The following is a 21815-nucleotide window of genomic DNA, read 5'->3' as shown; positions in this document are numbered from 1 at the left end:
TTGCCGGAGGCGGGGCGGCGTGTAGCGTCCCGGCGCATGCTGCTGAACCGACATCGCGGGCTGGCGGAACTGCACCACGCCGTCGCCCTGCTGCTCGTGGGCCTGTTCTTCTGGGTCTACGCGCAGTTCACGATCCTCTTCCTCTCGGAGATCGTGCGGCTGACACCGGAGACGGTGCTGATGCCGTATTTCGTGAGCGTGGTGCTGGGGCTGATGCTGGCCGGCCGCGGCGCCGGGGCGCGCGGCTGGCGGTTGCCCGAATTCGGCGCCGGTGACGCGCTGGCCCTGGCGACGCGCCAGGTGGGCGTGGTGGCGCTGGTGGTGTTCGCGATGATGTTCGCGACGCAGGATCGCAGCATCAGCCGCCTGTTCCTCGGCACCTTCCTGGTCTTCACCTGGGCGGGGCTGGCGGTGCTGCACGTGGTCCTGCCGCGGCGGCTGGCGAGCCTGGTCTTCGGCCGCGGCGCGCGCGTGCCGGCGCTGGTGCTCGCGCGCTCGGCGAGCATGCCGGCGATCGAGCGCTGGCTGGCCGGGCGGCGGCACGTCGGACTCGACGTCACCGGCTTCGTCTCCTGGGACCCGCTGCCGCAGGGCTCGACCCCGCCGTTGCGCGGGTGGCTCGGGAGCGCGGCGGAGCTGGGGGAGCTGATCCCGCGCGGGCGCGTCGGGCAGGTGATTTTCTGGGAATTGCCGGACGAGGCGGAGCCGGTGCGGCGCGCGGTCGAGGTCTGCCAGGCGCAGGGCGCGCGCGTGCTGCTGCGACAGAGCATCGACGAGCGGCTCGGCCATCGCGCGGTGTCGGTCGAGGTCGGCGGCCAGCACTATTTCACGCTCCACGACGAGCCGCTGGAGGAGCCGCTGAACCGGGCGTTGAAGCGCCTGTTCGATCTCGCGCTGGCGCTGCCCGTGGTGGTGCTGGTGCTGCCGCCGCTGGCGCTGGTGGTGTGGCTGGTGCAGCGCCGGCAGTCGCCGGGCCCGCTGCTGCATGTGCGCGCGCGCGCGGGCGAGCAGCGGCAGAGTTTCGCGATGCTGAAGTTCCGCACCATGCACGTGGCGCCGGCGGACGAGCGGGCGGAGGTGCGGCAGGCGACGGCGGACGATGCGCGGGTTTATCCCTTCGGGCGCTTCCTGCGGCGGCACAGCCTCGACGAGTTTCCGCAGTTCTGGAACGTCCTGATCGGCGACATGAGCATCGTGGGGCCGCGGCCGGTGATGCCGTTGCTCGACGAGGAGTTCGAACGGCGCGCCCGCGCCTACCGGACCCGGCATTTCGTGAAGCCCGGCATCACCGGGCTGGCGCAGAGCGAGGGGTTTCGCGGCGAGATCACGACGCCGGAGCAGCTCGACGAGCGGGTGCGCCGCGACCTGCAATACATCGCCGAATGGTCCATCTGGCTCGACGTCCAGATCACGCTGCGGACGCTGCGGCAGGTGTTCGCGCCGCCGAAGTCGGCGTATTGAGGATCAGGGCGCAGCGCGGCGGGGACCGGCGGTGCGGGGCTCCGTTCAGAAATTGCGCGTGTAGGTCGCGCCGGCGGCGTCGCGGAAGGTGAGCGAGTTGGCGGTGACGCCGGTGAGCTTGATGCCGAGGGCGTGATCGACGGTGTCGCCGATGCGGTAGACGCGGTCGTTCATGAGGACCTTGGCGTCGGTGCCGGCGCCGGCGCGAATGCCGGCGACGCGGAAGGCCTCGATGGCCTCGATCATGCGCAACGAGGGCGCGGCCGGGCCGCTGGCGACGGAGGCCGCCGGAGCGTCGGTGGCCGTGCCGGCCGCCGGCGGAAGGACGGGAGCGATCACGACCGGCTCGGGCTTCACGACGACGGTCGGTTCGGTGGCGACGGGGGCGGCCGCCGAGGCACGGGCGGGCGAAGCGGCGGTGGCCGGTGCGGTCTCGGCGGGGGCGGCGCTCGCCGGCGTTTCCGCCGGCTTGGCCTCCGGGCGGTCGGACGGACGCGGGGGCGTTGCGACCGTCGCGATCGGCTCGGGTTTGCGATCGCGGCGGAAGAAAAACACCGCCCCGGTCGCGATGAGCACGCCGAGCAGCGCCCCCGCGCCGAGCAGGAGCAGCTGCGGGTTGAGGCCGCCGTCGCCGCGGGCGCGGCGGGGCGCGCTCGGGCCGCCGGGCATCGGCGGCTGCGATTGCGGGCTGTCGCCGGTGCGCTGGCGCTGGGCTTTCTTGAGCGCGTCGTTGATCAGGCTCATCGCGTCAGTCGGTCAGTCGGTCGAGGTCGCGCGAGGCGCGGCGGGCGTCCCAGTAGGTGACTTCATCGGAGTCGCGAATGAAAGCGGAGAGCAGGGCCTTGTCACAGAGATTATTGATGATGCGCGGAATCCCGCGGCTGTGGCGGTAAATGTGCCGCAGCGCCCACTGGGTGAAGGTCGGGCGGCCCGCGCCGCCGGCGAGGCTGAGGCGGTGGTGGATGTAGTGGTCCATCTCCGGGCGCGTGAGCGGGCGGAGCTCGTAGTGCACGAGGATACGCTGGCGCAGCTGGCGGAGTTCCTCCTGCGCCAGCTTCTCCTTCAGCTCGGGCTGGCCCATGAGCACGATCTGGAGGAGCTTCTGCTTGTCGGTTTCGAGATTCGACAGCAGGCGCACCTGCTCGAAGACCTCGAAGGAGAGATTCTGGGCCTCGTCGATGATGAGCACGATCTCGCGGCCGGCGGCGATGCGCGCGAGCAGCACCTGGTTCATCTGCGAGACGAGGTCGTTCTTGCTGCGGGCGAGGTGGGTCTCGCCCAGCTCGGTCATGATCGCCTTCAGCATCTGCGTCTCGGTCAGGCGCGGGTTGAGCACGAGGGCGGTGTCGTAGTGCTGCGGATCGAGTTCGCTGAGGAATTTCCGGCAGAGCGTCGTCTTGCCGCAGCCGACCTCGCCGATGAGCACGATGAAACCCTTCCGCTCCGTGACGCCGTATTTGAGGTGTCGCAGCGCTTCCTGGTGGGGCGGGCTCAGGTAGAGGAACTTGGGGTCTGGCGTGATGTGGAACGGCATCTCCGTCAGACCGTAGTAGCTCTGATACATTGCGCCGGGAGTATTCCGGGGGAGCCTCAAAACGCACGAAAATTCGCTGTTAACCAAAGCTCAAAAAGCGTTGCCGCTCCGCGCGCCCGCGCGCTTAGCTCTGGGCCCTTGAACTGGAACAAAGTCATCACCTCCGTCTTCGTCGCGCTATTCGCGGGCGTGGCGATCTGGTCGGGGCTTTTCTTCCTCGAACTCTACCGCGACCTCTCGCTGCTGCGCACGCAGGAGACGCTCAACCGGCGCAAGCTCGAGGAGGCGCAGGCGAAGCTCGCGGAGCAGCAGCGCTACCTCGCGCGCCTGCAGAGCGACCCGGCGCTGGTCGAGGAGGTCATCCGCAAGAAGCTCGGCTACGTGCGCGAGGGCGAGTTCATCTTCCGCTTCCCCGACGACAAACGCACGCCATGACCCCCGACGAACTCATCGCTCAATTCAACGCCGCCGGCCAGGGCCAGGTCTTCGCCTTCTGGCCGCAGCTCGACGCCGCGGAGCGCGCCACGCTCGCCGCCCAGGCCGCCGAGATCGACCTCGCCGAGATCGCGCAGCTGCACCGCTCGCTCGTGCGCGAGAAGTCGGCCGCGGTCGCGAACGTCGCCGGGCTCGAGCCCGCGCCCTACGAGCCGCTGCCCGCGCACGGCGGCGACGCCGCGAAGTGGGCCCAGGCCCGCGCCGCGGGCGAGGCGGCGCTGCGCGCCGGACGCGTGGCGGCCTTCGTCGTCGCGGGCGGGCAGGGCACGCGGCTCGGCTACGACGGCCCGAAGGGCACGTTCCCGGTCACGCCGGTGAAGCGGAAGCCGCTCTTCCAGGTCTTCGCCGAAAAGCTGCTGGCCGCGGGCAAGCGTTACGGCCGGCCGCTGCACTGGTTCATCATGACCAGCCACGCGAACCACGCGCAGACCGAGGCGTTCTTCGTGGCGAACCAGTTCTTCGGACTCGACGCGGGGCACGTGCACTTCTTCCGCCAGGGCCGGATGCCGGCGGTGAATTTCGACGGGAAAATCCTGCTCGAGACCCGGAGCAGCATCGCGCTCAGTCCCGACGGCCACGGCGGCTCGCTGCGCGCGCTGCACCGCAGCGGCGCGCTCGACCTGATGGCGCGCGAGGGCATCGATACGCTCAGCTACTTCCAGGTCGACAACCCGCTTGTGCGCTGCATCGACCCCGAGTTCATCGGCTTCCACCTGCTCGCCCGCTCCGAGATGTCGAGCAAGATGGTGCCGAAGGCCTACGCCGAGGAGAAGGTGGGCCACTTCTGCGTGCAGGACGGCCGCCTCGTCGTCGTCGAATACAGCGACATGCCGATGGCGATGCAGCGCGAGACGCGGCCGGACGGCGCGCTGCGCTTCGTCGCCGGCAGCATCGCGATCCACATCCTCGACCGCGAGTTCGCGCGCCGCATGGCCGCGGGCGGCGCGGGCGTGGCGCTGCCGTTCCACCGCGCCGACAAGAAAATCCCCACCGTCGACGCCGCGGGAAAACCGGTGAAGCCCGAGAAGCCCAACGGCGTGAAGTTCGAGATGTTCGTCTTCGACGCGCTGCCGTTCGCCCGGAACCCCATCGTGATCGAGACGAACCGCGCCGACGACTTCAGCCCGGTGAAGAACGCCGAGGGCGTGGACTCGCCGCAGACCTGCAGCGAGGACCAGCAGCGGCAGTTCGCGCGCTGGCTCGCGGCCGCCGGCGCGAGCGTGCCCGTCGATGCCACCGGCCTGCCGGCGGCGAAGCTGGAAATCTCCCCGCTGTTCGGCTACGACGCCGACACGGTCAAGGCCTCCTGGCAGCAGCGCCCGGCCCCGATCACCGACAACCTTTATCTCGCATGAGCACCCAACCCGTCCCCGCCAAAGTCCAGGCCGCCGCGCAGGCCGGCCAACTCCTCCCCAGCACTGTCGAGAACCTCACCGCCTGGTGGCAGGGCGGCCTGCCGGAGTGGGCGCAGCAGAGCATGGCCGAGCTGATCGAGCGCGAGCAGTGGAGCGAGCTGAACGACCGCTTCTACCGCTACCTCGAGTTCGGCACCGGCGGCATGCGCGGCCGCACCATCGGCGCCGTGGGGGCGAAGGCGGAGACCGGCACGCTCTCCGCCGCCGGTTCGCCGGAGCACGCCGGCGTCGGCGCGAACATGCTCAACGACTTCACGCTCGTGCGCGCCGTCGTCGGCCTGCACCGCTACGTGGCCAAATACCTCGCGGCGCAAAAAGCGCCGCCCGGCCGCGCATCGTGATCGCGCACGACGTCCGCCACTTCTCGCGCCACTTCTGCGAACTCGCGGCGTCGACCTGGACGCGCCTCGGCGGCGAGGCCTACATCTTCGACGGCCCGCGCTCCACGCCGCAGCTGAGCTTCTCCGTGCGCTGGCTGAAGACGCATTGCGGCGTCGTCATCACCGCGAGCCACAATCCGCCCCACGACAACGGCTTCAAGGCCTACTTCGACGACGGCGCGCAGGTCATCGCCCCGCACGACAAGGGCATCGTCGCCGAGGTCAACGCCGTGCCGCTGTCCGCGGTGGGCGAATTCCTCACGGCCGACCTTGCCAAGGTCACCACGCTCGGCCGCGACGCCGACGCGGCCTACCTCCAGGTTGCCGCGCAGGCCGCGATCGACCACGACCTCGTGCGGAAGGCCAACCTCCGCGTCGTCTACACGAACATCCACGGCGTCGGCGGCGTCTCCACCATGCCGACGCTGACGGCGGCCGGCGTGCAGGTCACGCAGGTGCCCGAGCAGGCGGCGTTCGACGCGCGTTTTCCCACGGTGAAGTCGCCAAACCCGGAGAACGCCGAGGCGCTCGCCATGGCCGTCGCGCTGGCGGAGAAGGGCGGGCACGACGCCGTGCTCGCCACCGATCCCGACAGCGACCGCATGGGCGTCGCCGTGCGCAACCGCGCCGGCAAGCTCGAACTCCTCTCCGGCAACCAGGTCGGCGCGCTGCTGGCCGATTACCGCATCCGCAAATACAAGGAGCTCGGTTGGATTCCGGACGCGGGCACGTCGTCGGCCTGCATCATCACGACCTTCGTCACGACGCCGCTGCAGGTGGCGATCGGCGAGAAGCACGGGGTGAAGGTCATCAAGACCCTGACCGGCTTCAAGTGGATCGCCGCCAAGATGCACGGCTACGAGCGGAAGCTCGCCGCCGCGATGGGCGCGGGTTTCGACTACGACGCCACGCCGTTCCGCGAGCGCGCCCGGCTGCTCCAGCAGCACAGCACGTTCTACCTCTTCGGCACCGAGGAGAGCTACGGCTACCTGCCCAACGACTCCCTCCGCGACAAGGACGGCAACGCGGCCTGCCTGATGTTCGCCGAGCTCTGCGCCTGGGTGAAGTCGCGCGGCCTCACCGTGCCGGAGTATCTCGACGAGATTTACCTCCGCTGCGGCTTCTTCCTCGAGGGCGTGATCAACATCTACTACGAGGGCGCGAGCGGGGCGGCGAAGATCAAGCGCATCCTCGACACCTACCGCGCGAACCCGCCCAAGGCGTTCGGCAGCGTGGGCGTGACGCGCTTCCAGGACTTCGGGCGCGAGAAATTCTTCGATGCGGACGGCGAGCAGATCCCGGCGCAGGACCTCTACCTCGTGACGCTGGCGAACGGCTACTCGTTCGCCGCGCGCGGCAGCGGCACCGAGCCGAAGATCAAGTTCTACCTCTTCGCGACCGAACCGGTGAAAGGCGCCGCCGATTTGCCGGCAGCCAAAGCGAAGGCGAAAGCCACGCTCGACACGCTGCGCGCCGCCATCGAGGCCGACGCGCGCCAGCGCGCGGAGAGCTGATCGGCCGCACTGACGCGCGGAGCGGATCGATGGGGAAACGGGATCGAGGGTAGGGGCCGTTGCCCTCAACGGCCCTTCCGGCGTGCGAGCGTCTTTAAGGGCGGTTGGGGACAACCGCCCCTACCGGATGGCAGCCGGATTTTTGGTCTGCTGAGGTGGTCGTTGGCGTCCCGGTGGCGACAAGACGCGATGGCGACACAGGCCGCGAACGTGGCGCCACTGGGGACAACGGCGACGACCTGGGATGCGTGCGGCCACGTTGTCGCTTCGCGCCAACGCGGGGCGGCACCGCGCCGTTATCGTAGCCGCGCGTGAGCCGCAGGTGAAAGCGTGGCCGCAAACGGAAATGCGCCAGGCGAATCGCTCAGGCGCCGGCCAGCTTGCGGGCGATCTCGTCCGTGAGCTTCTGCACGAGCGCTTCGACTTCCGGGTTCGGGGCGGGCTCGCGGGAGGCGCTGGGCGCTTCGCAGACGGCGCCGGGACGGAAATCGGTGGTGTCGCACAGCTCGCACTCCTTGAGCGAGGCGCGCGGGTCGGGCATGCCGAGCTTTTGGCGGAGATTGATGAGGTCCTTGAGGTGCCCCGTGCTGAAGCGGTGCAACCCCGTGCCGAGACCGGCGGCGATCCACACCGTGCGGCAGTAGGAGTCGATGTTCTCCATCTTCCAGTAGGCGTCCTCGACGTCCTTGCCCCAGACGATGACGCCGTGGTTTTTCATGAGCACGGCTTGGTGATCTTTGCCGACCTCGCCGACTTCGTCGGCGTTGGCCGCGGTGCCGGGCGTCTGGTATTTCGCGACGCCGATCTTGCCGAGGAACACTTCCGCCTCGGGGATGAGGCAGGAGGGAATCTGGGCGTTGGCGATGGCGAAGGCGGTGGCGTGCGGCGGATGCGCGTGGACGCAGGCCTTGGCGGCCGGCTGGCGCTTCATGATGCCGAAATGCGTCTTCGCCTCGCTCGTGCGGACGCGCGTGCCGGCGAGCTGGTTGCCATCAAGGTCGACGAGGCACATGTCCTCGGGCTTCATGAAGCCCTTGCAGATGAGCGTCGGTGTGCAGAGCGCGAGGTTGTCGCCGACCCGGATGGTGATGTTGCCGCCGTTGCCGTCGGTGTAGTCGCGCGTCCACAGGCGCGAGCCCATGTCGCACATGCGCTGCTTGAGCACCTGAATGGCGGGCGAGTGGAAGAACTTCTCGATCTCCGCGGGCGTCCTCGGGTCGGTGCCGGGCGTCCACTTGAACTCGTAGTCCGGGATCGACGGCGCCTTCGCGGCAGTGGCGGAGCGGGAGGACGACGAGGTGGTGGCGGAACCGTGCGCGAAAGTGCGTCCGGCGTAGCGGGTGCGTTCGTTGACGAAATCGCGCGCGGAGGGCGTCAGCATGGCGTCGGCCGGGATGGCCTGGCCGGACTTGGTGAGCGCTTCGACTTCGCTGAGCGTGAGGACTTGAGGCATGGGACGGAAAGAGCGGAAAGTTGAGAGTTGAGAGCCGAGAGTTGAGAGACCGCCACCTCAGCGCGGGGGCTGGTAATCGACTTGGTCGACGAGGCAGGCACAATAGGCGTCGACTGGGGCGTCGCCAGGGAAGGGCTGCGAGGCTTCGGCGCCTTCGGTGAAGCCGATCACGCTGCCGATGTTCGCGCCGAGTTCGTCGAACACGACGAGCGAGGAGCCGGGAGCGAGCGGAGCCGTCGGAGTTGCCTTCGGCATGGCGCGCGCCGCGGCGGCGAACTGGTCGCGCGTGAACGGCTGCACGAGCAGGAGGCTGCCCGCCGAATAAACGGGCTCCTTGAGCGTGAGCGTGACGCGGCCGATGACGGTGCCGAGGCGCATGGGTTGGGTGAGTAACGGGTAGCGAGGAGTGGGTAGTCGGAGGCGAGGGCGCTATTTTGCGCGCTCCGGCTGGCCTCCATCGACGATGCCGATGATCAGGTTGCGCAGCGGCGTCTTCGGGTCGTTGACGAGCTGGCGCGTGGCCGAGCCGTCGGTGGAAAGGATCACGCGCTGGTGCAGGCCGGCGCCGAGCGGATCGACGGCGAGTATGGGCGCACCTTCGTCGCAGCCCTCGGAATCGAGCGGCTGGCAGATCACGGTGCGCGCGCCGGCCATGCTGGGATGGCAGGCCGCCGCCACGATGGTGCCGTCGATGCGCGCGTAGTTCATCGGCTCAGTAGATCCGGAGATTGTCGACCATCACGCAGCGGCGCGTGCGGGTGAACGTGCGCGGCGTCGTGATGCCTTCGCCGGTCGTGGTGGCGATCGAGTAGGAGAGATAACCCTCGCCGCCGAGGCCGAGTCCGGCGGTGCAGGCGCCGTTCTTCACGAACAAAGTCGTGTCGAGCGCGCGCGCCATGGCGGTCATGTGGTCGACGTTGAGCGAGTGGATGATCGCGGAGTGCTTGTAGCCGTGTTCGGCTTTCACCGCGCCGGCGATGCCTTGCTCCACGCTCTTCACGCGAACGATCGGCAGCATCGGCATCATCTGCTCCTCGTAGACGAAGGGATGGTTCGCATCCGTCTCGGCGAAGAGCAGCCGCGTATCCGCGGCGACATCGATGCCCGCGTGCTTCGCGAGCACGGCGGCGTCGGCGCCGACGAGGGCGCGGTTGAGCACCGCGTGCGAGCAGCCGCCAGCGTCGGGCTTCAGCGAAAACGCGACTTTCGTGAGGCGGTCGAGTTGGTTGCCGTTCAGCGCGCGGGCGCCGTGGCGCGAGAGGGCGGCGAGGAAGGCGTCGGCGCACGACTCGAGGACGAAGACCTCCTTTTCACCGATGCATAGCAGGTTGTTGTCGAAGGCAGCGCCTTCGATGATCTTCTTCGCGGCCTGCTGGACGCAGCCGGTGCCGTCGACGAGGACGGGCGGGTTGCCCGGGCCGGCGCAGACGGCGCGCTTGCCGGATTTCATTGCGGCGGCGACGACCTGCGGGCCGCCGGTGACGCAGAGCATGCGGACCTCGGGCGCCTTGCAGAGCGCGTCGAAGGACTCGAGCGACGGCTGCTCGATGGTGCAGACGAGATTCTCGATGCCGAGGGCGGCCTTGATCGCCTCGTTGTAGGTCGCGACCGCGAGCGCGGCGGACTTGGCGCCGCCCGGGTGCGGGTTAAAGACCACCGCGTTGCCCGCGGCCACCATGTTGATGATGTTGCCGGAGAGCGTTGGGATGGAGTGCGTCATCGGCAGGATCGCCGCGATGACGCCATAGGGCGTGTATTCCTCGAGCGTGATGCCGTGATCGCCGCTGCGCGCGTCGGGACGGAGCCACTCGACGCCGGGAACGAGTTTCACGATTTCGAGCTTCGCGACCTTGTCGGGCAGGCGGCCGATCTTGGTCTCGGCGAATTCGAATTGGCCCCACTCCTGCGCTTTTTGCGCGCAGAGCGTCTTGACGATCTCGATGACTTTGGCGCGACCGGCGATGCCGGCGGCGGAGAGTTTCAGGAAGGCCTGGTGGGCGGCGGCGCAGGCGCTCGGAGCGTCGGCGAACACGCCGGGACGGCGACCGCTGCTCACGATGGCGAGAGCGGCGAAGCTCGCGGGAGCAGGCGCGGCCGCGGGCGCGCGGCCGAAGGTTTTCACGACTTCCTCAACGACGCTGCGCACGAGCGCTTCATCAATGGCGAGGGACATGGTCAGGCGATGCGGTTGCCGAGCACTTCGACGGTGTCGACGAGGCCGACGACGGCGGCGTCGATGGGGAGGGATTTCATGCCGGAGGCCTGCCGGGCGGAGCTGCCCTGGCAGAACAGCACGAGGTCGCCCGCGCCGGCGCCGAGCGAGTCGACGGCGACGATGGTGTTCGCTCCGGGGCGGAACTGCGCGGGCTTGGCCTCGTCGACCAGCATCGGACGCAGGAGCAGGAGTTTGCGGCCGCGCATGGTCTCATCCTTCTTGGTGGAGACCACGGCGCCGATGACGCGGGCGAGGAACATGGGGGCGGAGGAGTTGAGTGTTGAGAGCTGAGAGCCCCGGAAAGCTCAGAGCAGCTCGCGGAGAATAGCGTGCGCGGCGGTGAAGCGACGCACGCGGCGAAAAGCGGATCCGGTTACTTCTTCGCGGCGGGCTTCGGCAGCACGACGGCGATCTCGTCGTGCGGGCGCGGGATGACCTGCACGCTGACGACTTCGCCGTAGGCCTTGGCGGCGGCGGCGCCGGATTCGACGGCGGCCTTCACGGCGGCGACGTCGCCGGTGACGACGGCCGTCACGAGGGCGTTGCCAACCTGTTTCATCGGGCCGACGAGCGCGACGTTGGCTGACTTGAGCATGGCATCGGTGCCGGCGACGAGCGCCGTGATGCCGCGAGTTTCGAGGAGACCGAGGGCGGATTGGGCCATGGTGGGTATGGGTTAGCTAGTTGAGAGTTGAGGGTTGAGTGTTGAGGGTCCGTTCCGGCAGGAGCCGAAGAACTAGCGCGCGACGTGCAGGCCCGTGAGCAGGCGGGCGGCCTCGCGGGCGACGACGAGCTCCTCGTTGGCCGGGATGGCGAAGACGCGCGTGCGCGACTCGGCGGCGGCGAGGTCGGACTCGGGCGTGTTGGCGGTGTTGCGCTCGCAATCCAGATCGAGGCCGAGGTCGGAGAGGCCCGCGCACACGGCCTCGCGGAGCCAGGGATGGTTTTCCCCGATGCCGCCGGTGAACACCAGGGCGTCGCAGCCGCCGAGGTCGAACCAGAAGGCGCCGACCCAGTGGCGGATGGCGTGCACGTAGACGTCCAGCGCAGTCTGCGCGCGCGGGTCGCCGCGGTCGGCGGCGGCCTTGATGTCGCGCAGGTCGTTGCTCACACCGGAGAGGCCGAGCAGGCCGCTCTCCTGGGTGAGCGCGCGCTCGACCTGCGCGAAGGAAAGGCCGAGGCGGCGCATGGCGGTCGGGATGGCGGCGGAGTCGAGGTCGCCGACGCGGTTGTTCTGCGGCAGGCCGGACTGCGGGCTCAGGCCCATGCTGGTGCCGATGGCGACGCCGTCGGAGATGCCGGTTATCGAACTCGAGCCGCCGAGGTGGCACGAGATCACGCGGACCGGTGCGCCGGGGATGACGCGCGGGCCGTCGAGGTAGAGGCGGCGGGCGGCGGCGGCGACATCGTCGCGTCCGAGCAGCTCGGCCGAGCGCTCGGCGACGAACTTGTGGCTCGCGCCGTGGAAGCCGTGGCGGCGGATGCCGGCGCGATACCAGGCCTCGGGCACGGCGTAGCGGCGGGCGTAGTCGGACACCCATTGGTAGAATGCCGTCTCGAACAGCGCGACGCGCGGCACGCTGGGCAGCCGCTCGCGGAAGAGGCGCAGACCCTCCGCATAGACGGGGTTGTGCGCCGGGGCGACGTCGGCGGTGGCGCGGAGCGCCTCCTCGACCCGTTCGTCGGCGAGCCGGCAGCCGGTGACGTCGCCGCCGAGCACGGTCTTGAACGCGATCGCGGCGAGGTCGCCGGGGCCGCGCACGAGGCCGGCGTCGGCGAGTTCGCCCAGTGCCCGGTCGATGGCGGTGCGGTGGTCGGTCACGCGCTCGGACCCGCCCCGGGCGAGCAGGCGGGCCGTCTCGCCTTGGAGGCCGAAGAGGCGATACTTGAACGAGGTGGAGCCGAGGTTCGCGACGAGGATGTTCATGGGGCGCGGGCGAAACGGAAGGAGCGGACCAGTCAGTCCGACGAACCGCGCGGGACGCGCGGCGCGTCGGTCCACCGGAAGGGGATCAGGCGAGCCACTTGCCGAGGCCGGCGAGGTCCTCGTGCGGGCGCGGGATGACCTGGACGGCGATGACATCGCCGACGCGCTTGGCCGCCTCGGCGCCGGAGTCGACGGCGGCCTTCAGCGCGGCGACGTCGCCGCGGAAGAACGCGGCCACGTGGCCGGAGCCGATGGTTTCGTAGCCCGTCATCGTGACGTTGGCGGCCTTGAGGGCGGCGTCCGTGGCCTCGATGAGCGCGCACAGACCCTTGGTTTCAATCATGCCGAGTGCTTCTTGAGCCATGGGAGTGAAAGTTGGGAGATGAGAGTTGAGAGCCGAGATGTGCTCTGCTCAGAAACCGAACTGCTTGATCAGTTCGGCGTGCGGACGCGCGATGACGTGTGCGCAGACGAGCTCGCCGACGCGCTTGGCGGCGTCGGAACCGGCTTCGACGGCGGCCTTGACGGAGCCGACGTCGCCCTTGACGACGACGGTGACCAGACCGCCGCCGATCTGGATCTGCTTGGCCAGCGTGACGCCGGCCGCCTTCACCATGGCGTCGCTGGCTTCAACGGAGCCGACGTAGCCTTTGGTTTCTACCATGCCGATGGATTCACTCATGAGGATGGGGATTCGGGTTGGATGATGCGATGGGTGGGAAAACGGCTCAGCGGATCAGCGCGCACGGCACGCCCGGCCCGAGGCCGCAGGCGTTGCCCTCGTCGGTGTCGATGTGCACCTCGAGTTTGAAGTCGGGCGAGACGCGCACGAGCAGGCGGTCGAAGGTCACGCCCGCCGGGCCGCCGATGCGGAGCTTCATGAAATCGCCCGCCTTCACGCCGTGGAACGCGGCGTCGTCCGGGTGCATGTGCACGTGCGGGGCCGCGCGGATGACGCCCTGTGGCAGCTCGAGGAAGCCGGCGGGCCCCATGAGCATGCAGCCCGGCGTGCCCTGGATGTCGCCCGAGGCGCGCAGCGGGATTTCGAAGCCGAGCGAGATGGCGTCGGTGTAGGCCAGTTCGACCTGGTTAAGGTCGCGGCAGGGGCCGAGGATGCGGAGATTGGAGATGACGCGGCTGCGCGGGCCGATGAGCGTGACGCTCTCCTCGGCGGCGAACTGGCCGGCCTGGTAGAGCATCTTCTTCGGTTGGAGCCGGTGGCCCTTGCCGAAGAGCGTCTCGACCGCCGCCGGCGTCAGGTGGCAGTGGCGGGCGCTGACATTGACCACGAGCGGGCGGGGCGCCCGGGCCGCGGTGGGCATGGGCAGGTTCAGCCGCTGGTAAACGAGGCGGCGGACGACGTGTTCGATCTCAGCCCGGTGGGGCAACGCTGGGGCGGAACTCATCTTTCAGGGAAATGTTTGCCAGATTTCGGCGCGGGCCGCTGGGCGTAGGTTGGCTTTTGCTGTGCGTATATGCGCGATTTCGATCATATCGCGGGCGGAGGAATGGGAGGAGAGATTCGCGTGTGGGCGGTGCTAGCGCTGTAGGGCGGGGTCTCCTGACCCCGCCGGTTGCGCGCGTCGTGCCTTGACCGCGGCGGGGTCGGGAGACCCCGCCCTACAAAGGGTGCATCGGTGCGCGCGAAGAGGATTCATACGACCTCGCGGTAGACGTCGGGGTGCGGACGCGGCAGGACGACGGCGTCGACCAGGACGCCGGCCTCGGCCAGGACGAGCGCGCCGGCCTTCACCGCGGCGTCGACCGAGGCGACGTCGCCCGCGAGCGTGCAGTAGGCCTTGCCGCCGAGCGCCATGGCGAGGCGCAGCTCGAGCAGGGTGACGTTGGCGGCCTTGGCGACGGTGTCGGCGGCGCGGATGAGCGCGGTGACGCTGAAGGATTCGAGGACGCCGAGCGCGCCGTTGGGCTGCGGCACCTGCGCGCGGCCGATGGCCTCGAGGACCTCCGGCTGGATGTTCGCGATGACGGTCCGGTCGATGAGAAAGCCGTTGGCCGCCTCGGCGCCGGCGGCGATGGCGGCCTCGACCGAGGCCGGATCGCCGCCGATGAGGACCATGTATTTGCCGGAGCAGATGGAGCGGCTGAGAAGGAGGCGGACGTCGCCGCCCTTCAGCATCGTGTCGGCGGCGCGGAAGCCGGTGGCGACGCTCGAGAGTTCGAGCAGGCCGATGGATTTCTCTTTCATGCGGAGCGGGAGAGGAGGATTTCGGTGGCGGTGACGGCCTCGACGACGCCGGCGAACGGCGCGTGCAGGCGGGAGCCCAGTGCGCCCGCGGGTGGCTCCGCGACGGCGTCGCCGGCGGAGACACGCGCGCCGACTGAGACGAGCGGCTGGCCCGGCGCGCCGGCGCCTTGCTTCAGACGGAGGCGGACGCGTGCGGGCGCGAGCGGTTCGGTGCGGAGATGGGCGGGGGCGTCGAGGCCTTCGAGGCTGAGTTTGCGGAGGAGCGCCTTGGTCGGGACGCGGCGGCCCTCGCGCATCGGGTGCGGGCGCGGTGTCGTGGGGCCCGACCACTTGCGGTTGGCGGCGCGGAGGGCGGTCTTGGCGTCGTCGCAGGCCTCCTTGGGGAAAAGTTGCTCCGGACAGGCGTAGAGGGTGCAGAGTCCGCACGCGCAGCAGAGCGCGGCCCAGTCGTTCCAGTCCGGTTGGCCGGTGGCGTTGAAGCCGAGGCCGCGCATGACGAGGTGTGGCTCGACGGCGTAGCCGAGGAGGAAGCGCGGGCAGTATTCCGTGCAGTAGCGGCACTGGTCGCAGGCGGATTTGCCGATGCGTGCCTTCGCGGCGGGCGGCGTGAGCTTGCGCTTCACGACCGGGTGTTCGCGGGAGAGGACGATGACGCCGGTGGAGGTTTTGGTGACGGGGACGTCGAGGTTGGTCGTCGTTTCGCCCATCATCATGCCGCCGAGGCAGAGCACGGGATCGGGCACGGTGGCGCCGCCGGCGGCGGCGAGGCAGTCGGCGAAGCTCGTGCCGATGGGCACGGCGAGCGTGACGGGTTCGCGCACGGCGCCGGCGACGGTGAGGTATTTGAGCGTGACCGGGCGGCCTTCGGCGGCGGCGGCGATGTTGGCCAGCGTCTCGACGTTGTTCACGACGACGCCGGCCTGGATCGGGATGCCGGCCGCGGGGATGAGACGGCCGGTGACCTCGTGCACGAGGTCGTATTCGTCGCCGGCGGGATAGTAGTCGCCGAGCAACTTGACCACGACGCGCGTGCCGGCGCACGCAGCGGCGACGGTTTCGACGGCGTGCCGGTTCTTCGCCTTGACGGCGACGACGCCGGTGGTGGCGCCGACGGCGTCCATCGCGAGTTCGACGCCGCGCACGACGTCGCGGGCGCGGTGTTCCATGACCGCGGCGTCCTTGTGCAGCAGCGGCTCGCACTCGGCGCCGTTGGCGATGACGGTGTCGGCGCGTGCGCTGAGTTTGACGTGGGCGGGGAAGCCGCCACCGCCCGCGCCGACGACGCCGGCGAGGCGGACCAGTTCAGCCAGATTCATCCGTAGTTGCTCCAGGAGGTGCCGGGTGGGGTGAGGTCGGGTTCATGACTTCAACTGGCGTGGAGCAGCTGACGGGAAGGGATCCTGATGCCGGCGGCCGCGACCTGCTTCGCGGTGGCGTCGGTGACGAGGCCGGCGAACTCGCCCCAGCGGGCGACGCGGTGCGGCGTGGTGCGCCCGAGCTTGGTGGCATCGAGGCAGAAGAGGGTGCGCGGCGTGCGCTCGCAGACGGTCTTCTGGAAGGCGGCGATCTCGGGGTGGGAATTGGTGATGCCGTCGGCGTCCATGCCTTCGCCGCCGAGCAGGGCGAGGTCGAAGTGCCAGTTGTGCAGCGCGCGGACGGCGTCGCCGCCGAGGAGCGCGGCCTGGCGGCGCAGGAAGGTGCCGCCGAGGACGTGGAGATCGATGTCCTCGTGCGTGCCGAGCACGGTGGCGACGGAAAGGTTGTTGGTGACGAAGGTCAGCCCGGCGGTGCGGTCGCGCTGGCGGCCGAGGGCGCGCGCGACGGCGAGGATGGTGGTGCCGGCGTCGAGGAAGACCGTGCCCTTGGCCGGCAGCAGGGCGAGGGCGGCGAGGGCGATGCGCTCCTTGGGGCGGCGGGCGCGGTGGGAGCGCTGGGCCAGCGAGTCGAAGGAGGCGTTGTAGTCCGCCAGGGCGCCGCCGCGGGTGCGGGTGATGTGCCCCTCGCCGGCGATGACGGCCAGGTCGCGGCGCGCGGTGGCCGCGGAGATCTCGAGGCGGCGGCAGATCTCGGCCACGGGCAGAAAGCCGTCGACGCGGATCAGCTGCCGCAGCCGCTCCCTCCGGGCATTGACGATGTCCAACGAGACACGCACCGGCAGGAAGCAACGGCAATTATATGAGCGGAGACAATCATAAAGACTGCGCACCCATTCCGCGCGACCGTGCATGGATTGCCGCGGAACGCCGCGGCGGCCGCCCGGGCGGGGGCGGGACGATCAGGCCTGCAGCAGGCCGATCACCAGGCCGGCGAGGCCGATGAGGAGCGCGGCGCCGAGGCCGAGGGCCGTGAGGGCGTTCTTGAGCCGCTCCAGGTTGTCGGCGGCCAGCCAGGCATTTTCGTTCGCGGTGAGTTTGCTCAGCATGGTGGGTGGGATCGGCACCGGGGCGCGGGGCTTGAGGAAATACGCGCGGTCGGAGGCCCGGAAGGCCGGGAAGGCCTCCGGGTGTCGGACCGCGCCCCACAAAGGCGGCGTGGATTTGCCGGAGGTTTGCTGTTGTCACCGGCGGAGCGCAGATTCGACTGCCGTCGCACGAATGCACGACATCTCCCTGATCACCACCATCGCCTTCGGACTGACCGCCGCGCTCTTCTGCGGCTTGCTGGCCAAGCGCGTGGGCATCTCGCCGATCGTCGGCTACCTGGTGGCGGGCATGATCATCGGGCCGCACACGCCGGGCTTCACCGGGGACGTGGGCCTGGCGATGCAGCTGGCGGAGATCGGCGTGATCCTGCTGATGTTCGGCGTCGGCCTGCATTTCCACATTGGCGACCTGCTGGCGGTGCGTTCCATCGCCGTGCCGGGGGCGCTGGGGCAGAGCGCGGCGGCGACGCTGTGCGGCGCGCTGGTGGCGGTCTGGCTCGGCTGGAGCTGGAACGCCGGCATCGTGCTGGGCATCGCCATCTCGGTGGCCAGCACGGTGGTGCTGCTGCGCGTGCTGATGGACGCGGGCGTCGTCGAGACGACGGAGGGGCGCGTGGCGGTCGGCTGGCTCGTGGTGGAGGACATCATCACGGTGATCATCCTCGTGCTGCTGCCGGCGATGGCGCCGTCGCCGGGGACGGCGTTCGACCTGCAGGCGGTGCTGGTGAGCGCCGCGATCGCGATCGGCAAGCTGGCGGGCCTGGGCGCCATCATGGCGGTGGCGGGCGTGCGGGTGGTGCCGTGGCTGATGACCCGGGTGGCGAGCCTGCGTTCGCGCGAGCTGTTCACGCTGACGGTGCTGGTGATCGCGATGGCGGTGGCGACGGCGGGCTACCTGGCGTTCGGCGCCTCGATGGCGTTGGGGGCGTTCCTGGCGGGCATGGTGGTGTCGCAGTCGAAGCTGAGCCATCAGGCCGCGGCGGACGCGCTGCCGATGCGGGATGCGTTTGCGGTGCTGTTCTTCGTCTCGGTGGGCATGCTCTTCGACTGGCACGCGATCTTCGACGCGCCGTGGCTGATCGTGGGCACGCTGGCGGTCATCCTGATCGTGAAGCCGCTGGTGGCGCTCGGGATCGTGCTGGTGGGGAAGCACACGCTGCGCACCGGCCTGGTGGTCGCGGGCGGCCTGGCCCAGATCGGCGAATTCTCGTTCATCGTCGCGGAGGCGGCGAAGAAGCTCGGCATCCTGCCGGGCGCGGGGCACCACGCGATCGTCGCGGCGGCGATCGTGTCGATCAGCATCAATCCGTGGCTTTACGGGCAGTTCCAGCGCGTCGAGGGCCTGGTGAACCGCTGGCCGAAGCTGCGCACCTGGCTGGAGCGGCGCGCGGCGGAAAAGGGCGCGTCGGCCAACCTGCGGCACTTGAAAAAGCCACACCGTCCGGCGGAGGTCGTGATCGTCGGCTACGGGCCGGTCGGCCGCTCGATCGAGCACCGGGTCGAGGAGATCGGACTCTCGCACGTGGTGATCGAGCTCAGCGTCGACACCGTGCTGGCGTTGCAGGGGCAGGGGAAGCGGGCGCTCTTCGGCGACGCGACGAACAGCCAGATCCTCGAGGAGGCGGGCATCCGGACGGCGAGCTACCTGGTGGTCACGCTGCCGGACGCCGCGATCGCCTACTCGATCGTGGCGGCTGCGCGCGGGCTCAATCCCGGCCTGAAGTGCCTGGTGCGCGCGCGCTACCTGAGCGACCGCGACCTCCTGGAGCCGGTGAATCCGGATGCGGTGTGCTACGACGAGGCGGAGGCGGCGACGGCGCTGTCGGTGCTGCTGCGTGCGCACGCCCGGGCGGACGGGCTGCGACCGGAGAAAAAGAGCACCGAGCCCGCGCCGTGACGCCGGCGCCGCCGCGCCGGGCCGCGCTCAGTCCGCGGGCGCGCGGCCGGCCGGTTCGGCCAGGACGCGCGCGACGAGCTGGAGGAGGTCGGCGCCGGTGTAGGGCTTGGCGAGAACGTGTTCGATGCCGGCCTTCATGATGCGGGCGCCGTTCACGTTGTCCTGCAGGCCGGTCATGGCGACGATGCGCGTGTCGGGCTTGAGGCGGTGGATGGCGGCGATCAGCGCGAGCCCGTCCATGACCGGCATCATGAGGTCGGTGAGGACGAGCTCGATCCGGTCGCGCTCGGTGGCGAAGACGGCCATGGCCTGGGCGCCGTCCTCGGCGGCGAGCACGCGGTAGTTGTAGGTGGAGAGCGTCTGGCGGGTGACGGAGAGGACCATGGCGTCGTCGTCGACCACGAGGACGGTCTGGCCGCGGCCCTGCGGGTATTGCGGGGCGCCATGGTCGCGCGGGGCGACCGGGGCGGCGCCGCGCTGGGCGGGTAGGAGGATGCGGAAGGTGGTGCCCCGGCCCGGCTCGCTGTTCACCTGCACGGAGCCGCCGTGGCTGCGCACGATGCCGAGGACGGTGGAGAGGCCGAGGCCGGTGCCCTTGCCGGGCTCCTTGGTGGTGAAGAACGGCTCGAAGATCCGGTCGATGACCTCGCGCGGGATGCCGCAGCCGGTGTCGCTGACCTCGAGCTCGACGTAGGAGCCGAGGGCGAGCGACGGGTGGGCGTCGGCGCAGGACGCGTCGATCTCGGTGTTGCCGGCGCGGACGGTGATGCGGCCGCCACCCGGCATGGCGTCGCGGGCGTTGACGCAGAGGTTGAGCAGGACCTGGTTGAGCTGGGTGGGATCGCCGTGGACGTAGTGGGTGCCGGGAGCGATCTCGGCGCTGAAGGTGATGTTCTTGGGAAAGGTGTTGCGGACGAGGGACTCGATCTCGCGGACGAGGTGGCCGGGGAGCACCGGGATGCGCGCGCCCTCGACGCCGCGGGCGAAGGAGAGGACCTGCTTCACCAGTTCCGTGCCGCGGTTGGCGCTGGTCTCGATGGCGTCGACGAGCTTGCGGTCGGCCGGAGTGAGCGCGCCCTCGCGCAGGAGGCCGACGGACATGACGATGGGGGAAAGCAGATTGTTGAGGTCGTGGGCGATGCCGCCGGCGAGCGTGCCGATGCTCTCGACCCGCTGGGCGCGGAGGAATTGCGCCTCGATGAGCTTGCGCTCGGTGACGTCGGTGTTGACGGCGAGGACGGAGGTGGGGTGGCCGTGCGCGTCGCGCAGGAGGCGCCAGCGGCTCTCGATGGTGACCTCGCGGCCGGCTTTGGTGAAGTGGCGCAGCTCGCCGCTCCACTGGCCGTGGCGGACGAGCGACTCGGTGGCGTTGGTGAGCTGGCCGAGGTCGCGGTAGAGCAGGTCGTTGATCGAGCGGCCGGACACCTCCTCGGCGGTCCAGCCGTAGAGGTGCTCGGCGCCCTTGTTCCAGTAAACGATGCGGTGCTGGAGGTCGCGGACGATGATGGCGTCCTGGGTCTGGTCGAGGAGCGCGGCCTGCTCGGCGATGCGGCTTTGCGCGCGCTTCATCTCGTCGATGTCGGTGCAGGTGCCGAACCAGCGGACGATGGTGCCGGTGATGTCGCGCAGCGGGATGGCGCGGCCGAGCATCCAGTGGTAGGTGCCGTCGGCGCGGCGGAGGCGGTATTCGATCTCGTAGGGCTCGCCGGTGGCGATCGCCTGCTGCCAGCGGGCCAGCGTGCGCGCGTGGTCGTCGGGGTGGAACGCGTGCAGCCAGCCTTCGCCGAGGCTGGCGTCGTGGGAGAGGCCGGTGAACTCGAGCCAGCGGCGGTTGAAGTGCGTGTGCGCGCCGTCGGCCCGCGCGATCCAGACGATGTGGGGGATGGTCTCGGTGAGGAGGCGGAACTCGGCTTCGCGCTCGCGGAGCGCGGCCTCGACGGCCTTGCGCTCGGCGATGTCCTGCTCGAGCGCGCGGTTGGTCTCCTGGAGCTGGAGGGTCTTTTCCTCGAGCTTGCGGATGAGCGTCTCGCTGTAGGTCTTGAGCAGCTGGTTCTCGTCGGCGGGCGCGAGCTGGGGACGTGGGGCGCGTGCGTGGCGACGCGGGCGCGCACTTCGGCGATGCGGGCGAGGAAATCCTCGGGCTCGGCGGGCTTGAGAATGAAGGCGTCGGCGCCAAGGCTGAGAGCGAGGCGCTCGTCCTCCTCCTCGGTGTAGGTGGCGGTGTAGACGACGAAGGGGATGCGGCGCAGGCGCGCGTCGGCCTTCCAGTGCCGGAGCAGCGTGTAGCCGTCCATCACGGGCATGAGCAGGTCGGAGACGATGAGGTCGGGCGGATTGAGCCGGGCCTTGACCAGCGCCTCGGCGCCGTGGCGGGCGGTGTCGACCGTGTCGCCGTGGCCGGAGAGGAGGGCCTGGAGGTAGTAGACGTTCTGCTCTTTGTCGTCGACGACGAGGACGCGGTTCATGGGGCGGGGGGCGCGGCGAAGGCGATGCGCTCGATCTCGGAGATGAAGGTCTCCGGGTTGATGGGTTTCTCGATGTAGCCGGTGCAACCGGCGGCGAGGGACTTCTCGCGGTCGCCGACCATGGCGTAGGAGGTGACGGCGATGATGGGCGTGGCGCGGAGGGACTCGATGGCGCGGAGCGCGCGGGCGACGGCGTAGCCGTCCATGCGCGGCAGCTGGATGTCGAGGAGGATGAGGTCGGGCTGGAGCGTGGCAGCGGCGGCGATGCCGGCGGCGCCGTCCACGGCCGCGACGACGCGGTGGCCGCGCTGCTCGAGGAGGAAGGTGGCGAGGTAGCGGTTCTGTTCGTTGTCCTCGATGAGCAGGATGGTGCGGTTCATGGCGGCGGGACGGGCGGGAGGGAAGGTGGACGGTGAAGACGCTGCCCTGGC

At 69.9% G+C, this 21815-nt stretch carries 24 protein-coding genes and 1 pseudogene; 6 read left to right on the top strand and 19 right to left on the bottom strand.

The features are described 5' to 3' along the window. The first annotated feature begins 36 nt into the window (after positions 1 to 36). Positions 37 to 1461, top strand: a complete 1425-nt coding sequence (locus ACMYLB_RS15510) for an exopolysaccharide biosynthesis polyprenyl glycosylphosphotransferase (protein ID WP_415907873.1) — start codon at positions 37 to 39, stop codon at positions 1459 to 1461. Positions 1462 to 1506: 45 nt separating this feature from the next. Here ACMYLB_RS15510 and ACMYLB_RS15505 read toward each other — a convergent pair whose 3' ends face one another. Both ACMYLB_RS15505 and ACMYLB_RS15500 read right to left on the bottom strand, forming a co-directional pair. Then, complete coding sequence (locus tag ACMYLB_RS15505) at positions 1507 to 2205, bottom strand: hypothetical protein (protein ID WP_415907872.1); 699 nt, start codon at positions 2203 to 2205, stop codon at positions 1507 to 1509. Between the two features lie 4 nt (positions 2206 to 2209). Then, positions 2210 to 3025, bottom strand: a complete 816-nt coding sequence (locus ACMYLB_RS15500) for an ExeA family protein (RefSeq protein WP_415907871.1) — start codon at positions 3023 to 3025, stop codon at positions 2210 to 2212. 108 nt (positions 3026 to 3133) lie between these two features. Between ACMYLB_RS15500 and ACMYLB_RS15495 the strand changes: the two genes are divergently transcribed. Genes ACMYLB_RS15495 through ACMYLB_RS15480 form a run of 4 tightly spaced genes read left to right on the top strand, consistent with a single transcriptional unit; the run spans position 3134 to position 6799 of the window. Next, positions 3134 to 3430: an FtsB family cell division protein gene (locus ACMYLB_RS15495; RefSeq protein WP_415907870.1), complete on the top strand. Its 297-nt coding sequence runs from the start codon at positions 3134 to 3136 to the stop codon at positions 3428 to 3430. Continuing rightward, on the top strand, positions 3427 to 4845 hold the full coding sequence (locus ACMYLB_RS15490; RefSeq protein WP_415907869.1) for a UTP--glucose-1-phosphate uridylyltransferase: 1419 nt from the start codon (positions 3427 to 3429) through the stop codon (positions 4843 to 4845). Before ACMYLB_RS15495 ends, ACMYLB_RS15490 begins: the two co-directional genes overlap by 4 nt. After that, a complete protein-coding gene (locus ACMYLB_RS15485; RefSeq protein ID WP_415907868.1) occupies positions 4842 to 5246 on the top strand; it encodes a hypothetical protein in 405 nt (134 codons plus the stop codon). The genes ACMYLB_RS15490 and ACMYLB_RS15485 overlap by 4 nt, the downstream gene beginning before the upstream one ends. Further along, on the top strand, positions 5243 to 6799 hold the full coding sequence (locus tag ACMYLB_RS15480) for a phospho-sugar mutase (protein ID WP_415907867.1): 1557 nt from the start codon (positions 5243 to 5245) through the stop codon (positions 6797 to 6799). The genes ACMYLB_RS15485 and ACMYLB_RS15480 overlap by 4 nt, the downstream gene beginning before the upstream one ends. A gap of 364 nt (positions 6800 to 7163) precedes the next feature. Here ACMYLB_RS15480 and ACMYLB_RS15475 read toward each other — a convergent pair whose 3' ends face one another. The 14 genes from ACMYLB_RS15475 to ACMYLB_RS15410 all read right to left on the bottom strand — a co-directional run bounded on the left by ACMYLB_RS15475 (position 7164) and on the right by ACMYLB_RS15410 (position 17022). Then, positions 7164 to 8252 carry a class II aldolase/adducin family protein gene (locus tag ACMYLB_RS15475; RefSeq protein ID WP_415907866.1) on the bottom strand — a complete coding sequence of 363 codons (1089 nt, stop codon included), beginning with the start codon at positions 8250 to 8252 and terminating at the stop codon, positions 7164 to 7166. A gap of 57 nt (positions 8253 to 8309) precedes the next feature. Then, positions 8310 to 8630: a EutN/CcmL family microcompartment protein gene (locus tag ACMYLB_RS15470; protein WP_415907865.1), complete on the bottom strand. Its 321-nt coding sequence runs from the start codon at positions 8628 to 8630 to the stop codon at positions 8310 to 8312. 51 nt (positions 8631 to 8681) lie between these two features. Continuing rightward, complete coding sequence (locus ACMYLB_RS15465) at positions 8682 to 8960, bottom strand: EutN/CcmL family microcompartment protein (RefSeq protein ID WP_415907864.1); 279 nt, start codon at positions 8958 to 8960, stop codon at positions 8682 to 8684. Between the two features lie 4 nt (positions 8961 to 8964). Continuing rightward, positions 8965 to 10425, bottom strand: a complete 1461-nt coding sequence (locus tag ACMYLB_RS15460; protein ID WP_415907863.1) for an aldehyde dehydrogenase — start codon at positions 10423 to 10425, stop codon at positions 8965 to 8967. A gap of 2 nt (positions 10426 to 10427) precedes the next feature. Beyond that, entirely contained in the window at positions 10428 to 10727 is a 300-nt protein-coding gene (locus ACMYLB_RS15455; protein ID WP_415907862.1) for a EutN/CcmL family microcompartment protein, read from the bottom strand. Between the two features lie 113 nt (positions 10728 to 10840). Beyond that, a complete protein-coding gene (locus tag ACMYLB_RS15450) occupies positions 10841 to 11131 on the bottom strand; it encodes a BMC domain-containing protein (RefSeq protein WP_415907861.1) in 291 nt (96 codons plus the stop codon). A gap of 72 nt (positions 11132 to 11203) precedes the next feature. After that, complete coding sequence (locus ACMYLB_RS15445) at positions 11204 to 12394, bottom strand: acetate/propionate family kinase (RefSeq protein ID WP_415907860.1); 1191 nt, start codon at positions 12392 to 12394, stop codon at positions 11204 to 11206. Between the two features lie 85 nt (positions 12395 to 12479). Then, on the bottom strand, positions 12480 to 12758 hold the full coding sequence (locus ACMYLB_RS15440) for a BMC domain-containing protein (protein ID WP_415907859.1): 279 nt from the start codon (positions 12756 to 12758) through the stop codon (positions 12480 to 12482). Positions 12759 to 12806: 48 nt separating this feature from the next. After that, positions 12807 to 13076 (bottom strand): BMC domain-containing protein, encoded by a 270-nt coding sequence (locus ACMYLB_RS15435; RefSeq protein WP_415907858.1) that lies wholly within the window; start codon positions 13074 to 13076, stop codon positions 12807 to 12809. A gap of 46 nt (positions 13077 to 13122) precedes the next feature. Then, the gene (pduL, locus tag ACMYLB_RS15430) at positions 13123 to 13800 is read right to left on the bottom strand and encodes a phosphate propanoyltransferase (protein WP_415907857.1); all 678 of its coding nucleotides are present in this window, start codon (positions 13798 to 13800) and stop codon (positions 13123 to 13125) included. A gap of 248 nt (positions 13801 to 14048) precedes the next feature. After that, a complete protein-coding gene (locus ACMYLB_RS15425) occupies positions 14049 to 14600 on the bottom strand; it encodes a BMC domain-containing protein (RefSeq protein WP_415907856.1) in 552 nt (183 codons plus the stop codon). Beyond that, the gene (locus tag ACMYLB_RS15420) at positions 14597 to 15916 is read right to left on the bottom strand and encodes a 4Fe-4S dicluster domain-containing protein (RefSeq protein WP_415907855.1); all 1320 of its coding nucleotides are present in this window, start codon (positions 15914 to 15916) and stop codon (positions 14597 to 14599) included. Before ACMYLB_RS15420 ends, ACMYLB_RS15425 begins: the two co-directional genes overlap by 4 nt. A 50-nt stretch (positions 15917 to 15966) precedes the next feature. Beyond that, entirely contained in the window at positions 15967 to 16752 is a 786-nt protein-coding gene (locus ACMYLB_RS15415; protein WP_415907854.1) for a DeoR/GlpR family DNA-binding transcription regulator, read from the bottom strand. Positions 16753 to 16875: 123 nt separating this feature from the next. After that, complete coding sequence (locus tag ACMYLB_RS15410; RefSeq protein ID WP_415907853.1) at positions 16876 to 17022, bottom strand: hypothetical protein; 147 nt, start codon at positions 17020 to 17022, stop codon at positions 16876 to 16878. A 172-nt stretch (positions 17023 to 17194) separates the two neighbouring features. Here ACMYLB_RS15410 and ACMYLB_RS15405 point away from each other — a divergent pair, with 172 nt between their 5' ends. After that, a complete protein-coding gene (locus ACMYLB_RS15405; protein ID WP_415907852.1) occupies positions 17195 to 18919 on the top strand; it encodes a cation:proton antiporter in 1725 nt (574 codons plus the stop codon). A 27-nt stretch (positions 18920 to 18946) separates the two neighbouring features. Here the strand turns inward: ACMYLB_RS15405 and ACMYLB_RS15400 are convergent, their stop codons facing one another. The 3 genes and pseudogenes from ACMYLB_RS15400 to ACMYLB_RS15390 form a co-directional block, all read right to left on the bottom strand. After that, positions 18947 to 20785 (bottom strand): PAS domain S-box protein, encoded by a 1839-nt coding sequence (locus ACMYLB_RS15400; RefSeq protein WP_415911098.1) that lies wholly within the window; start codon positions 20783 to 20785, stop codon positions 18947 to 18949. Positions 20786 to 21096: 311 nt separating this feature from the next. After that, a pseudogene (locus ACMYLB_RS15395) lies at positions 21097 to 21315 on the bottom strand (response regulator); the annotation flags it as partial. A 65-nt stretch (positions 21316 to 21380) separates the two neighbouring features. Then, complete coding sequence (locus ACMYLB_RS15390; RefSeq protein ID WP_415911097.1) at positions 21381 to 21764, bottom strand: response regulator; 384 nt, start codon at positions 21762 to 21764, stop codon at positions 21381 to 21383. Positions 21765 to 21815: the final 51 nt, after the last annotated feature.

Source organism: Oleiharenicola sp. Vm1, from assembly GCF_047777955.1.
Taxonomy (GTDB): Bacteria; Verrucomicrobiota; Verrucomicrobiia; order Opitutales; family Opitutaceae; genus Didemnitutus.
This window is presented reverse-complemented; position numbering and strand designations above follow the sequence as displayed.

Bases quoted from the DNA above. Each gene is read 5' to 3' on its own strand.
- ACMYLB_RS15505 (WP_415907872.1), bottom strand. From the start codon at position 2,205: ATGAGCCTGATCAACGACGCGCTCAAGAAAGCCCAGCGCCAGCGCACC.
- ACMYLB_RS15390 (WP_415911097.1), bottom strand. From the start codon at position 21,764: ATGAACCGCACCATCCTGCTCATCGAGGACAACGAACAGAACCGCTAC.
- ACMYLB_RS15455 (WP_415907862.1), bottom strand. From the start codon at position 10,727: ATGTTCCTCGCCCGCGTCATCGGCGCCGTGGTCTCCACCAAGAAGGAT.
- ACMYLB_RS15465 (WP_415907864.1), bottom strand. From the start codon at position 8,960: ATGAACTACGCGCGCATCGACGGCACCATCGTGGCGGCGGCCTGCCAT.
- ACMYLB_RS15460 (WP_415907863.1), bottom strand. From the start codon at position 10,425: ATGTCCCTCGCCATTGATGAAGCGCTCGTGCGCAGCGTCGTTGAGGAA.
- ACMYLB_RS15445 (WP_415907860.1), bottom strand. From the start codon at position 12,394: ATGAACATCCTCGTCGCGAACCTCGGCTCCACCTCGTTCAAGTATCGC.
- ACMYLB_RS15435 (WP_415907858.1), bottom strand. From the start codon at position 13,076: ATGAGTGAATCCATCGGCATGGTAGAAACCAAAGGCTACGTCGGCTCC.
- ACMYLB_RS15475 (WP_415907866.1), bottom strand. From the start codon at position 8,252: ATGCCTCAAGTCCTCACGCTCAGCGAAGTCGAAGCGCTCACCAAGTCC.
- ACMYLB_RS15450 (WP_415907861.1), bottom strand. From the start codon at position 11,131: ATGGCCCAATCCGCCCTCGGTCTCCTCGAAACTCGCGGCATCACGGCG.
- ACMYLB_RS15470 (WP_415907865.1), bottom strand. From the start codon at position 8,630: ATGCGCCTCGGCACCGTCATCGGCCGCGTCACGCTCACGCTCAAGGAG.
- ACMYLB_RS15490 (WP_415907869.1), top strand. From the start codon at position 3,427: ATGACCCCCGACGAACTCATCGCTCAATTCAACGCCGCCGGCCAGGGC.
- ACMYLB_RS15405 (WP_415907852.1), top strand. From the start codon at position 17,195: ATGCACGACATCTCCCTGATCACCACCATCGCCTTCGGACTGACCGCC.
- ACMYLB_RS15510 (WP_415907873.1), top strand. From the start codon at position 37: ATGCTGCTGAACCGACATCGCGGGCTGGCGGAACTGCACCACGCCGTC.
- ACMYLB_RS15420 (WP_415907855.1), bottom strand. From the start codon at position 15,916: ATGAATCTGGCTGAACTGGTCCGCCTCGCCGGCGTCGTCGGCGCGGGC.
- ACMYLB_RS15425 (WP_415907856.1), bottom strand. From the start codon at position 14,600: ATGAAAGAGAAATCCATCGGCCTGCTCGAACTCTCGAGCGTCGCCACC.
- pduL (WP_415907857.1), bottom strand. From the start codon at position 13,800: ATGAGTTCCGCCCCAGCGTTGCCCCACCGGGCTGAGATCGAACACGTC.
- ACMYLB_RS15485 (WP_415907868.1), top strand. From the start codon at position 4,842: ATGAGCACCCAACCCGTCCCCGCCAAAGTCCAGGCCGCCGCGCAGGCC.
- ACMYLB_RS15410 (WP_415907853.1), bottom strand. From the start codon at position 17,022: ATGCTGAGCAAACTCACCGCGAACGAAAATGCCTGGCTGGCCGCCGAC.
- ACMYLB_RS15440 (WP_415907859.1), bottom strand. From the start codon at position 12,758: ATGGCTCAAGAAGCACTCGGCATGATTGAAACCAAGGGTCTGTGCGCG.
- ACMYLB_RS15500 (WP_415907871.1), bottom strand. From the start codon at position 3,025: ATGTATCAGAGCTACTACGGTCTGACGGAGATGCCGTTCCACATCACG.